Origin of the sequence: Mesorhizobium sp. Ca11 (genome assembly GCF_020165275.1) — a bacterium.
In the GTDB taxonomy this organism is placed as follows: domain Bacteria; phylum Pseudomonadota; class Alphaproteobacteria; order Rhizobiales; family Rhizobiaceae; genus Mesorhizobium.
On sequence record NZ_JAIUHU010000002.1, the window covers coordinates 473,049 to 486,341 of the forward strand.

11 protein-coding genes are annotated in these 13,293 nt (G+C 65.0%); 8 read left to right on the forward strand and 3 right to left on the reverse strand.

Annotation, left to right across the window (positions count from 1 at the left end; translation table 11 throughout):
* Positions 1-43 precede the first annotated feature (43 nt).
* The 7 genes from LB538_RS05950 (at position 44) to LB538_RS05980 (ending at position 9,341) form a co-directional block, all read left to right on the forward strand.
* Positions 44-1,567: a helicase HerA-like C-terminal domain-containing protein gene (locus tag LB538_RS05950; protein WP_224529946.1), complete on the forward strand. Its 1,524-nt coding sequence runs from the start codon at positions 44-46 to the stop codon at positions 1,565-1,567.
* Positions 1,568-1,889: 322 nt separating this feature from the next.
* On the forward strand, positions 1,890-2,390 hold the full coding sequence (locus tag LB538_RS05955; protein ID WP_224529945.1) for a helix-turn-helix transcriptional regulator: 501 nt from the start codon (positions 1,890-1,892) through the stop codon (positions 2,388-2,390).
* Positions 2,391-2,571: 181 nt separating this feature from the next.
* Positions 2,572-3,027, forward strand: a complete 456-nt coding sequence (locus LB538_RS05960) for a hypothetical protein (protein ID WP_224529943.1) — start codon at positions 2,572-2,574, stop codon at positions 3,025-3,027.
* Positions 3,024-7,502 carry a YadA-like family protein gene (locus tag LB538_RS05965; protein WP_224529941.1) on the forward strand — a complete coding sequence of 1,493 codons (4,479 nt, stop codon included), beginning with the start codon at positions 3,024-3,026 and terminating at the stop codon, positions 7,500-7,502. Before LB538_RS05960 ends, LB538_RS05965 begins: the two co-directional genes overlap by 4 nt.
* 140 nt (positions 7,503-7,642) lie before the next feature.
* A complete protein-coding gene (locus LB538_RS05970) occupies positions 7,643-8,083 on the forward strand; it encodes an invasion associated locus B family protein (RefSeq protein WP_318011864.1) in 441 nt (146 codons plus the stop codon).
* A 12-nt stretch (positions 8,084-8,095) separates the two neighbouring features.
* Positions 8,096-8,815, forward strand: coding sequence for a hypothetical protein (locus LB538_RS05975; RefSeq protein WP_224529914.1), 720 nt, complete (start codon positions 8,096-8,098; stop codon positions 8,813-8,815).
* A gap of 49 nt (positions 8,816-8,864) precedes the next feature.
* On the forward strand, positions 8,865-9,341 hold the full coding sequence (locus LB538_RS05980) for a DUF4189 domain-containing protein (RefSeq protein ID WP_095766862.1): 477 nt from the start codon (positions 8,865-8,867) through the stop codon (positions 9,339-9,341).
* 49 nt (positions 9,342-9,390) lie between these two features.
* Here the strand turns inward: LB538_RS05980 and LB538_RS05985 are convergent, their stop codons facing one another.
* Entirely contained in the window at positions 9,391-10,014 is a 624-nt protein-coding gene (locus LB538_RS05985; protein ID WP_224529912.1) for an FMN-binding negative transcriptional regulator, read from the reverse strand.
* A 75-nt stretch (positions 10,015-10,089) separates the two neighbouring features.
* Here LB538_RS05985 and LB538_RS05990 point away from each other — a divergent pair, with 75 nt between their 5' ends.
* On the forward strand, positions 10,090-11,517 hold the full coding sequence (locus tag LB538_RS05990) for a PLP-dependent aminotransferase family protein (RefSeq protein ID WP_224529910.1): 1,428 nt from the start codon (positions 10,090-10,092) through the stop codon (positions 11,515-11,517).
* Positions 11,518-11,529: 12 nt separating this feature from the next.
* Here LB538_RS05990 and LB538_RS05995 read toward each other — a convergent pair whose 3' ends face one another.
* On the reverse strand, positions 11,530-12,351 hold the full coding sequence (locus tag LB538_RS05995; RefSeq protein ID WP_095766864.1) for a L,D-transpeptidase: 822 nt from the start codon (positions 12,349-12,351) through the stop codon (positions 11,530-11,532).
* Between the two features lie 171 nt (positions 12,352-12,522).
* Positions 12,523-13,185, reverse strand: coding sequence for a haloacid dehalogenase type II (locus LB538_RS06000; protein ID WP_224529906.1), 663 nt, complete (start codon positions 13,183-13,185; stop codon positions 12,523-12,525).
* Between the last annotated feature and the right edge of the window lie 108 nt (positions 13,186-13,293).

Below are 13,293 nucleotides of genomic sequence, written 5' to 3' on the forward strand. Positions count from 1 at the left end.
CTCGGGAGAGGCCTTTGAGCGGAACAGATTGCGGAGACCGGACATGGTTGACGAGACCAGTATCTTCATCGGCGCCAGCCGCAAGCCCGACGATTCCTATCAGCGCGCCGAAGAGCTGCTGCTGCGCTACGGCAACCGCCACGGCCTCGTTACCGGGGCCACGGGCACCGGCAAGACCGTCAGCCTGCAGGTCCTGGCCGAGGGCTTTTCCAACGCCGGCGTGCCTGTCTTCTGCGCCGATATCAAGGGCGACCTTTCCGGCATATCCATGATGGGTGAGGCCAAGGATTTCCTGGTCAAGCGCGCCGAGCAGGTGAAGCTCGATCCTTATCAATTCCAGGAATTCCCTGTCATCTTCTGGGATCTGTTCGGCGAGCAGGGCCATCCGATCCGCGCCACCATTTCGGAGATGGGCCCGCTGCTTTTGTCGCGGCTGATGAACCTCACGGAAGCTCAGGAAGGCGTCATGAACATCGCCTTCCGCATCGCCGACGAGGAAGGCCTGCTGCTGCTCGATCTCAAGGACCTGCAGGCGCTGCTCGCCAACATCGCCGAGCGCGCCGACGAACTCAGCGCACGCTACGGCAATGTCACCAAGCCGTCGGTCGGCGCCATCCAGCGCACGCTGCTGGTGCTGGAGAGCCAAGGTGCCGCCAACTTCTTCGGCGAGCCGGCGCTGCGCATCGCCGACATCATGCGCACCACCCGTGACGGGCGCGGCGCGATCAGCGTTCTGGCGGCCGACAAATTGATGATGAATCCCAGGCTCTACGCCACCTTCCTGCTTTGGCTGATGTCGGAGCTGTTCGAGGAATTACCCGAGGTCGGTGATCTCGACCGGCCAAAGCTGGTGTTCTTCTTCGACGAGGCGCATCTTCTGTTCGAAGACGCGCCGAAGGTGCTGATCGACCGCGTCGAGCAGGTAGTGCGGCTGATCCGCTCCAAGGGCGTCGGCGTCTATTTCGTCACCCAGAACCCGCTGGACATTCCGGAAAAGGTGCTGGCCCAGCTCGGCAACCGCGTCCAGCATGCGCTGCGCGCCTATACGCCGCGCGAGCAGCAGGCGGTGCGCACCGCGGCCGAGACCTTCCGGCCCAATCCCGATTTCGACTGCGCCACCGCCATCACCCAGCTCGCCACCGGCGAGGCGCTGGTGTCGATGCTGGAGGACAAGGGCGTCCCGGCCATGGTCCAGCGCACGCTGATCCGGCCGCCGTCATCGCGGCTCGGACCGATCACGCCCGACGAGCGCCGCAAGATCATCGCCGAGAGCCCGGTCGCCGGCCAGTATGACGAGACCGTCGATCGCGAATCGGCCTTCGAAATGCTGCAGAAAAAGGCCAAGGAGGCGCAGGACGCCGAGGCTCAGGCACAGCAGCAGAACAGCGGCGGTTCGCGCTGGACCATTCCGGGCTTCGATGATGTCCTTGGGACAGGCAACCGGCGGTCTTCCAACCGCCAGACCGTTGCCGAAGCCGCCATCAAGTCGGTGGTGCGCTCGGTCGGCTCGTCCGTCGGCCGCGCTATCGTGCGCGGGATTTTGGGCAGCCTGGCGCGAGGCCGCTGAAGCAAAGAGACGGTACCGCGCGGAGCGCGACGCGAATCACGCCTGTAAGCTTTGACGTCGGGCGAAACCCGCTTGCCGTCGCGCGAATCCGTCGCGGAAATGCGCCGCCCCGGAAAGCTGCCCTCGTTACCTCGCGACGATCAAATCTTACCTGCCGACGGGTAAGCCGCATCAGCGGCAGCTAAAACTTTTCGCAAGGGAACTTTTCCCAGCAGAACCGCAATTTCATGAAATACCGGACGCGCCAAATCATGGCCTTTGACGTGCTGTTGCCGGGGGGCAAACTGGATAGCGCCGACAGCACGTGCGATCACGAATTATTGTGGCCAGGGAACCGAAAGCGCCCGCTAAGGTTGGGCCAAGACTGCGGAGGGCTGAGCATCAGGAGTCCAAGTTGCGGCGCGATGACGATCTGCAAGCTTGGTATTCGGAAATCCCTCCTGAAAGGCGGCCGCTGCTGAACGCGAAAGGTGGGCTGTCGCTCGGCCACGCTCGCCTCGTGGCGCAATTCCTGAGCGAAAACTTTTCGCGCAAGCTTTCGCTCGCCGAAATGGCCGCTGTGTGCGGGCTGTCGCCTTACCATTTCGCCCGTGCTTTCTCCAAGACGTTCGGCGTGACGCCGCATCAATATGTTCTTGCCCTTCGCCTTGACTTTGCCGAGAAGCTGCTGGCCGACAGGCGCATGTCGATCACGGACATCGCCTATCTGAGCGGCTTCTCGAGCCAGAGCCATCTCACCACCACGATGAAGAAATACCGCGACGTAACTCCAATGCAGGTGCGAGAGAGGCTGGTTCAATCGGGGGCCGGCAGGCAGGGCTAATTCCCGCGCAGTTATCTATGGATCGGCTTATAAAAGGTATTACTAAAGTAATTTTGCGTTAACCCATGGAAGACCTACGGTATATTTTCAGATAAACAGCAATTTGTTGGAATACGAGCCCCGGAAAACCTGTCTTTCTGCAGCAAATCCGGTATTCGGATTCTAAGCTGGCCGAGGGGACATGAGCGACGACACGGCGGTTCGCCGGAGCCTTTCCGAGGAGATCGGTTACTGGCTGGAGTCGGCATCGAGGACGCTTGAGAAGCGCTATGGAGATGGCGTGCCCCTGGCCAAGCAGGACATGCTGCTGGCCCATTATCTCTACGGCCTCACGACCGTCGTTCACGCGCATGACGCACCTGCCGTCCATCTGGCGGCGGTGCGGTCCTATCTCGAGCGGCTGATCCCGCCGGAGCGGGTTGCCGCGGCGCTTCAGGCTGTGCCCGAGGCGGGTGACGCCTGGCTTGAAAACACGCTCGATCGCGTCGAGGCGATCGGGGAAAAACAGGGCCACGCGCTGCTCGCGCGCGGCGCCGATGTGATCATCCCATTTTCGAGCAGACACGCTTTGGCGGCAGGGTCGGCGGAACCTGCCGTTATCGAGCGCGACCCACCAAAGGAGGCATTCTCGCAATGAACTTCAGGCAAGAACGTATCGCTCGGCGCGGGTCGGCCCGATTTGCTGGAAACTGGGTCTCCGGCGCTCCCGAGAGCCGTTCGCTGCGCCGCCGCCTGATGGCGACGCTGCGCAACGCGCATCGCGTGCTCGGCATGCGACGCAAGGGACGTGGGCTCGGCAAGCTCGGCGTCGGCGCAAGCCTTGGGTATATTGCATCGGCCGCCGCTTTGTTCCTGTTCGCGGCGCCGGCGCAAGCGCAATATGCCGCAGGCGGCGGGTCCGCGACCGCTCCCGAGACCATAGCGATCGGAAATGGCTCAACCGCCAGCCTCAACTGGGCCATAGCGCTCGGCTTCCAGGCTCAATCGACAGCGCAATACTCTGTCGCTATCGGCCGAACCGCGTCGGCCACCGGCCCCGGCGGCGCGGTGGCGCTGGGCTCCGGCACAATTTCGAACAACGTCAATACGGTAGCGATCGGCGTCAGCTCCAGTGCAACCGCCGCGGGCGCCAGCGCCCTGGGAACCTTCTCCGTTGCTTCGGGTGGCAACGCCACAGCCGTCGGCGTCAGTTCCTTGGCCAGCGGCGCCACCTCCTTCGCCGGCGGCTGGGGGACCCAAGCCACCGGGCTGCGCAGTACCGCGATTGGCAATTCATCTGTTGCGTCGGGAATAGATGCCTTTGCTCAAGGTACTTCCGCCACCGCAAGCAACCAGAATGCCATCGCGATCGGCTTCCAGTCGGTCGCTACACAGATCAACTCCATCAATATCGGCGGGCGCACTCTTGCGGGAGCGGGCGCTACTGCGCAGGGCGCCATCGCTCTTGGCACCGATGTGACGGCGTCTCAGCAAAACACCGTTGCCATAGGCATCCTGACCAAGGCAACGGGAACGAGCGCCACGGCTATGGGCAACACAGCCAGCGCCTGGGGCAACCAGTCCATCGCGCTCGGCTTGGGAGCGCAGGCGGGCGTTCAGGCCAATACGGCCCTGCCCAACAGCATCGCGATCGGCACCAATTCGCTCTCTTCGGGCGCTTTCGCCACGGCCATGGGTGCTACTTCAATTGCGAGCGGCTCCGCCAGCACGGCGGTTGGCAACACGGCCGTTGCCAGCGGCCAAAACGCGTCCTCGTTTGGGTCCGGAGCGAATGCGACGGGAGACAATTCGCTTGCTGCCGGCGTGAGCGCCAACGCGGCCGGCGCACAGTCCGTGGCACTCGGCATCGGGACCGTAGCCAGCGCCGACAATTCCACCGCCGTCGGACGTGACACCCGCGCCACTGGACTCAACAGTACCGCGCTCGGCCGCGGCGCCCAAAGCAGCGCCGTGAACTCCATCTCTCTCGGCGCAGGGACGAGGGCGTCCGGGATAGGCGCCGTCTATGTCGGCTCGAGCACTTTTGCAACGAGCGCCAGTGGAGACAACGCCATCGGCATCGGCACGGACGTGACGGCATCTGCGGGCGACGCCCTTGCGATGGGACGCGAGAGCCAGGCGACTGCAGCCAACGCCGTCGCGGTCGGTCTGCAGTCCGCTGCGCTCTCCGCCGACTCCATCGCCATCGGAACGGGCGCGACTACCGATGGCGGCAAGGCCGTGGCCATCGGCGCCGGCAACACCGCCTATGGCGACGGCGCGGTGGCCATCGGCGATCCGAGCTACGCCAGCGGTACCGGCGCCTTCACCGGCGGCGCCAACAACATCGCCAACAGCGACGGCACGGCGACCGCTACCGCCGCCAATATGGCCAACGGCGCCGTTGCCATCGGCAACAGCAACAAGGCGATCGGGCAAGGCTCCGTGGCGCTGGGCAACGGCTCTACCGCGGGCGCCGCCGGTCTCGCCGGCAATGTCGCCCTGGGCGACGGCGCTACTGCGGCGGCAAGCTCCGGCGACGTGGCGCTCGGCTCCGGCTCGGTAACCGCCGCAGCAGTCGGCACCAGCGGCACGACGATCGGCACCACGACCTACGCCTTCGCCGGCACGACGCCGACCTCGACCGTCAGCATCGGCGCTCCAGGCGCGGAGCGGACCCTCACCAATCTCGCCGCGGGCCGGCTCAGCAACGCCTCGACCGACGCCATCAACGGTTCGCAGCTTTTCGCCACCAATCAGCAGGTGACGCAGAACACGACCGATATCGCCAACATCGGGAATACGATCACCAACATCAACACGGGTGCCGGCATCAAGTATTTCCACGCCAATTCGACGCTGCCCGACTCCCAGGCTCTGGGGACGGATTCGGTCGCGATTGGCCCCAATGCTGTGGCCAACAACGCCGGCGACGTGGCAATCGGCCTGAACTCCGTATCCGGCACCACGACGGTGGTCGGCGGCACGACGATCGGCGGTGTGAACTACGCCTTCGCCGGCGGAACCCCGGCGGGCGCATTCTCGGTCGGCTCGGTGGGCGCGGAGCGCCAGATCCAGAACGTCGCGGCCGGGCGGTTGAGCAACTCCTCGACCGACGCGATCAACGGCTCGCAACTGTTCGCCACCAACCAGCAGGTAACCCAGAACACGACCGATATCGCGGCCAACACCGCCGACATCACCACTCTCGGCAACACGATCAACAACATCAATACCGGCGGCGGCATCAAGTATTTCCATGCCAATTCGACGCTTGCCGACTCCCAGGCTCTGGGGACCGATTCCGTCGCGATTGGCCCGAATGCCGTCGCCAACAATGCCGGCGACGTGGCGATCGGCCTGAATTCGGTGTCCGGAACCACGACCAATGTCGGCGGCACGACGATCGGCGGCGTCAACTACACCTTCGCCGGCGGAACGCCGGCCGGCGCGTTCTCGGTCGGTTCGGTGGGCGCGGAGCGCCAGATCCAGAACGTCGCGGCCGGGCAGTTGAGCAACTCCTCGACCGATGCGGTCAACGGCTCGCAGCTCTTCGCGACCAACCAGCAGGTGACGCAGAATACGACCGATATCGCCGCCAACACCGCCGACATCACCACGCTCGGCAACACGATCAACAATTTTGCCGGCGACACCTCGACTGCATACACGGACGCCAATGGCGACGGCATCCGCTACGTGCGCACCAACGACACCACGCTGCCGATTACCGACGCCTTCGCGCAAGGGGTTGGCTCCTCGGCGCTCGGCTATCAGGCGACCGCATCCGCCGCCAATTCCCTGGCCCTCGGCCGCGGCACCGCGGTCACCATCGCCGACGGCGTGGCGCTGGGCTCCGGCTCGGTTTCGGATCGCGCGGTCGCGCCCACGTCGGGATCGATCCTCTCCGGCACCGGCCTCATTCCCTACAACACCGCGGATATGAGCCTGCTCGGCGCCGTCTCGGTGGGAACCTCCACCGCTTATCGCCAGATCATCAACGTGGCCGACGGCACGCAGGACCAGGATGCGGTCACGCTTCGCCAGTTGAAAGGCGCGCTGAGCTCCTTCGCTGTGACGGGGAGCATGTACTTCCACGCCAATTCGACCGCGCCGGACTCGCTGGCAGTCGGCGCCGAGTCGGTCGCGATCGGTCCGCGCACCACCGTCAACGGCGACAACGGTATCGGCATGGGCAACGGCGCCATCGTCCAACAGACGGCGCCGGGCGGTATCGCGATCGGCCAGAACGCGACCTCCAACCAGGCTGACAGCATCGCCTTTGGCACCAACTCGACCGCCAACGGCGCCCAGTCCATGGCGCTCGGCGCCGGCGCCACGGCCAATGAGCCGGGCAGCGTCGCGCTCGGCGCCGGCTCGACGACCGCCGCGGCAGTCGCCACCACCGGCACGACAATCAACGGCGTCAACTACACCTTCGCCGGAACCGCTCCGACGAGCACGGTTAGCGTCGGCAGCGTAGGCAACGAGCGCACCGTCACCAACGTGGCGGCGGGGCGGATCAGTGCCTCCTCCACCGACGCCATCAACGGCAGCCAGCTCTACGCGACCAACCAGGCTGTCGAAGCAGTGCAGGGAAGTGTCGGCAATCTGAATGAGTTCGCCGTCCAGTATGACAAGAACCCGGACGGCACCAAGTCCAATTCGCTGACGCTCGTCGGCGGCGACGTGAATGCGCCCGTCGTCATCCACAATGTCGGTGCCGGTACCGCCGACACCGACGCGGTCAACGTCCTACAGTTCAATAACGGGCTGGCGACAACGTTCGACAACTCCAAGGCCTACACCAACCAGGTGGCGGCCACCACGCTGCAGCAGGCCAATGCCTACACCGACTCCAAGCTCAGCCAGCTCAACATGGATATGGGCGAGGCTCGGGGTGAGGCGCGCCAGGCCGCCGCGATCGGCCTTGCGGCCGCCTCGCTGCGCTACGACGACCGTCCGGGCAAGTTGAGCGTGGCGGCCGGCGGCGGCTACTGGCGCGGCGAAGGCGCCGTGGCGTTCGGCGCCGGTTACACCAGCGAAGACGGCCGGGCGAGGGCGAACGTCTCGGGCACGACGGCCGGCGGACACTGGGGTGTCGGCGCGGGTGTCAGCTTTACCCTGAACTGAGCTCGTTGATGACCAGGCAGACGGCCCTTGCCGTGATATCCGGGACTTGCCTCCTTCTGTCCGGCCCGCACGCGGCCGGGCAGGAGGCGGCCCAGCCTGCCTATCGGATAAAACCTTCCGACGTCGCGGTGCCCGGGGGCGTGAAGCTTGGCGACTATCAGCGCACCACTCGTCCGTTCGAGAACTGGACGCTGATCTGCGACGAGAACCTGCAGGCCAGGAAGAAGGTTTGCAATATCGGCCAGTCTTTCATCGACCAAAGCCAGGCGTTGGTCTTCAGCTGGTCGCTCGCGGCCGACGAGAAAGGCAAACCCTTTATGATATTGCGGACTCCGAGCGCGGCAGGTAAGGGCAGCAAGCTTTCGCTGAGACTCGCCGGCCGCAAACAGCCGGTCGACGTTCAACTGCAGGGTTGCGATGCGTCGGTTTGCGTCGGCTATGTGCCCGTTGGCCCGGTGCTTCGCGAGCAGATCGGCAAAGAGACCACGGTCCAGGTTTCCTATTCCCTGCCGTCGGGGGCGACCGTCAACCTTGATGCCCCGTTCAAGGGACTCAAGACCGCGCTGTCGGCCATCAACTAGAAAGACTTCGAGATGACACGCCAATCCATCGAGGACAGAATCCTGACGCAGCCGGTCGCGCTGCCGGAGCCGCCGGCAAGTCCGCCGCCACAGCGTTCGCCAGGCCGGCGCCTGGTGCGAAACACGGCGCTGCTCGGCGCGTTCGCCATCCTGGTCGCGGCGGCGGTGGTCCTGTCGTTCCGCCTCTATCCCGCGCTTGGAACATTCGTCGCGGGCACGGCCTCCGCGCAGGCGCAGGCACCCATGCAGGGCAAGCCGGCGGAAGCCGTGCCCGCGACGGCCGACGCCTCGGCAAACAAGAATCCCTTTCAGGCGCATGTCGCGCAGGCAGGCGTCCGCACCTGCGCCAATCTCTTTGCCACGATGGGGCAGGCTCTGACTGCCGGGTCGACCTATGCGATCCAGACGCAATGGGACAACACTTCGCCCGACACCCACGCCGTGCAGGCCGTCGCCGGGATGAGCTACAACCTGCCGAACTACAAGACACAAGCCGCGGGCGTCGTTTTTGCCTCGCCTCTCGGCCAGAGCTGCGAGGGCGGCTTCGTGCGCGTGGCGCCGTTCACGCGCTCTTGCCAGGAAGTCGCCGGAACGCTCCCGAAGGGCAGCCTGCTGGCGGACAATCTTTCGAACTCGATGCTTTTCAACCTGGCCGACAATGCCGGCCAGGCGCTGCTGGTCCCGACCGGCAACGCTTGCATCGTCGTCTCGGTCGCGCGCATGGGCGGCTAGAGCCGGGCATGACAGTCGACTGCTGAATAGCTGCAACTGGAGCACGAAGATGCTGATCAATCCCCGCCTTTCGATCCCGCTGCTTGCGGCGCTCGCCGGGCTTACGATTGCGAGCAACGCGGCTGACCTGATCGCCCCGTCACCGCCGGCGCAGACCGGCGAGGAAAAAGGCATCTGGGGCGCGATCGCCTATTCGCCGGGCGACGGCCGTCACGGCTTCTTCTGGGGCGCCGACAAGCGGCAAGAGGCGGAAGACATCGCGCTCAAGCATTGCGAGAATGCAGATGGCAAGGGCTGCCGGGTGGTCGAAGTGTTCCGCAACCATCGCCATTGGGACGATGATGACGGCACCGGCTTTCCCTATGAGCACTGCGCGGCGCTTTCGGTAGGCAAGAGCCGTGGCGAGGCGACGCCGTTCTGGAGTGCAGCATCAGCCGCGACCCGCCGCGAAGCCGAGGAGAAGGCGACAGCCCAGTGCGGAGGCGAGAGCAAGGAGTGCAAGATCCGCGAGTGGGTCTGCACCTGACTTGCTGCGGAACTCAAGCAGCCGCGGCGGTTGGCCGATATCGCGCCGTTCACACTGGAATGAGCGGCGCGACCTCGCGGTCTGAAGGCCGGTCGCTGGATGAGAGGCCGGACACGATACCGGCGCGATCGGCGGCGTTGCGGTTCTGGCTCATCTTGCGCTTGCCTTCGACCTTTGTAATCGGCATGCGCAGGCCGACAATGCCCTTCAGCTGCGATTGGATGAAATCCGCCGGCGCGTCCGACACCGCCCAGGGCGCGGCGCGCTCGCCTTCATGCAGGTTGGTCAGGCGGGTCACGACCTCGAGCAGCCTGTCGGCATCCTCGAAGAATTCGATCGGCCCATGGGCGTGGACGGCGACATAGTTCCAGGTCGGGACGACCTTCCCGGTCTCCTGCTTGGTCTGGTACCAGGCCGGCGTCACATAGGCATCCGGGCCCATGAATATCGCCAGGCCGTTGCCCAGCGGCGGCACGCGCCACTGCGGGTTTGCCTTTGCGACGTGGCCGTAGATCACGCCGTGCTCACCCTCGTTCTCGTCGAGCAAAAGCGGCAGATGCGTCGCCAGCGGCCCATCGGCCGTGGCGGTCACCAGAATTGCCAGCCGCGCCGCGCGGGTCGTGGCCATCAGGCTCTCTTGATCGTCGTCGCGGAAGGCAGGTGGTGTGTACATGATGAAATTCCTTGCGTTGCACAGCAAGATGCCGGAAGCTGGCTTGCTTGGAACATCCAGTTTTGAAGGTTTTTGGTGGTCCAGTTGGAGCAGGACGGCGTCGCGCGCCGCATCATCGCGGCCATCAAGACGCGGATCCACAGCGGCGCCTACAGGCCCGGTGATCGCTTGCCGTCGACGCGGGCCTTTGCCGCCGAATGGGGCGCGTCGCGGACCACGGTGACCGCCGCCTACAGCCAGCTCGATGCCGAGGGCTATCTGATCATCCGGCAAGGGGCGCGCGCTATCGTTGCTCCGGGGCTGGAGAAGGCGTCGGGAGAAGCGCCCGTCGCGGCCGCTTCGCCACGGCACCTGTCGGCATTCGCGCGACGGTTGCTGACCCTATCTCCAGCGGCGTTGGCGCAGCCGGCCAAGATTGCGGATTTTCGCTATGGCGACCTGTCCGGAGCGGACTTTCCCGTGCTGGCTTGGCGGCGGGCGTCGAACAAGGCAATCGTCAACCGCGCCGCGCGGCTGCGCTATGGCGACCCGCAGGGCTCTTCCGGTCTGCGTAATGCGCTTCAGGCTTATCTCTGGCGGGCTCGCGGCATCAATTGCACGCCGGACCAGATCGTCATCGTCAACGGCTCGCAGCAGGGGCTCGACCTCTGCGCGCGACTGCTGCTCGACCCCGGTGACCCCTTTGTGATCGAGAACCCGGGCTATCTGCTGGCACGCCACGCCTTCGTGGCGGCGGGAGGCATTGCCGTGCCCGTTCCTGTCGATGCGGATGGGCTACAGACGGAAAAGCTGCCGCCGGCCCGTCTCGCCTATGTGACGCCCTCGCATCAGTTTCCGCTCGGCGGCGTGCTTTCGGCGACGCGGCGGCGTTCGCTGCTGGCCTGGGCCGTCGGCACGAGGGCCTATATTGTGGAAGACGATTATGACGGCGAATACCGTCACGACATCAGCCCCATTCCGCCGCTGCAGGCGCTGGACGCGGACACGGTCATCTATGTCGGCACGTTGTCCAAGACGCTCTCGCCGACCTTGAGGCTCGGCTATCTCGTCGTCCCCGTCAGCCTGCGCCGGGCGTTCGGCGAGGCCAAGCGTCTGACCGACCGGCATGCTCCGATGCTGGAACAGGACGTGTTGGCCGAGCTGCTGGCGAGCGGAGCCTATGAGCGCCACGTGCGCAGCATCCGCAGGAAGAACGCCGAACGCAGACAGGTCCTGCTGAAGGCTTTGACTGACCATCTGGGGCCGCGGGTCACTGTCTCCGGAGCGGACACCGGCCTGCATGTCGTCGCCTGGATGAACGGCATCGATGCCGGACGCGAACCGGCGATCATCGCCGCGGCGCGCGCTGCCGGCATCGGCCTCTATCCCGTGTCGCCCCTTTATGATCCGAGCAGGCCTAGGCCGGAAACGGCCGGCTTCATCCTGGGCTACGCCGGGCTCGACGCGGAGGCATTGCGACGCGGCGTTGCGGTGCTGGCCGCCATTTTGGCCGAGCACCGCTGACCGATTGGGGTCTTAGAAAATCTCGTTGGTGAGCCGCTTCACCGGGCCGAGCAGGATCGAGCCCGTCGGCACGCCATTGTCGATCGGGATCGCCTTGCGCTCCGGCATGTCCTCTTCAGGCGCGCCGATATTGGCCGTCACGATGACCGGCGTCTTGGTCGGCACGCGGTCGTAGAGGTCGATGATGTCCTGGTTGATCAGACGCACGCAGCCCGACGATACCGACTTGCCGATCGACCACCATTCGGGCGAGCCGTGCAAGCGGTAGAGCGTGTCCTGATTGCCTTGGAAGAGATAGAGCGCGCGCGCCCCGAGTGGGTTCTTCAGGCCGCCTGGCATGCCGCCATTCTTGGCGCTGAATTGCGTCAGTTCCGGCTGGCGGGCCACCATCTCGTCCGGCGGCGTCCATTTCGGCCATTTCTGCTTCCACTGCACGACCGCGTCACCCGACCATTCGAAGCCGGCGCGGCCGAGGCCGACGCCGTAGCGGATCGCCTGGCCGCCCTCGCGCACCAGATAGAGGAAGTGACCGGTGGTATCGACGACGATGGTGCCCGGACGCTGTCCGGTCGGATCGGGGACGATCTGGCGCAAGAATCTGTGATCGATCTTGTTGACCGGGATGGCCGGCAGGTCGAAGCCATTGTCCGACATCGCACCATACATCGTCTCATAATCGCCGAGCGGCGGCTCGACATAGGCGGGCGGCGGCGGCTGGACGGGGGCTGGTGCAGGACCGGTGGTGGTGCAGGCGGACACGGCGGCCGAGGCAGCGCCGAGGGCTGTGAAATTGAGGAAGCCACGGCGGCTGATGCGGAAGGAAGCGTCTGACATGGTTGCCTTTTCTAGGTCTTAATTCGCAAGAAAGCATGAACCCGCGGGCACGTCGCGGCGGCATTCATAACAGTCGGCGGCGATAGGCGGTTCCAATTCTGGCCTGAGGGTGGACAGAAAAAGGCGAAGCTGTGACTGCGCCACAGCTGTTGCCCTGGAGCAACAGCGGCGTTAGGTCTCTGCCAGGAGACCTTCGAGCGAAGGCAGGATCAGCCCCGGCGGGAGGTCGCGATACTCGTCCGGCTGGTTGGTCCGGTTGATCCATACCGTGCGAAAACCGAATCTCGTCGCGCCGGCGATGTCCCAACGGTTCGACGACTGGAACGAAACCGCGCCGGGGTAAAGCCGCCAGCCGGTGACCACCATGTCGTAGACCGAGGGGTCGGTCTTGAAGCGTTTGACCTCGTCGACCGAAAACACGTCGTCGAGGATCTGGTCGAGCGCCGCGGATTGGACCGCCGCGTCGAGCATTTCAGGCGAGCCGTTGGATAAAATAGCGAGCTTCGCGCCCGACGCCTTGAGCGCCTTCAGCACTGCCGGCACTTCCGGATAGCAGTCGAGTCGCCAATAGGCTTCGAGCAGTTTCGTCCGCAGCGCCGGATCGGCCGAGGGCACCTTGCGCAAAGCGAAATCCAGCGCCTGTTCGGTCAGTTTCCAGAAGTCGGCGTATGATCCCATCAGCGTCCGCACCCAGGAATATTCGAGCTGCTTGGCGCGCCAGATTTCGGAGAGAAGCTGGCCGTCCGGGCCGATCTCGCCGGCATGACGGCGCACGGCGGCATGCACGTCGAACAACGTGCCATAGGCGTCGAAGACATAAGCCGCATGATGCATGTCTCAAGTTTTGCGGCGCGCAGGCTTGCCGCGCAAGCATTGATTGCGGCCAAGTGCCTCTGGCCTCAACGATTTTTCCCGATGTCAATTGACGCCAACCGTCAAAGC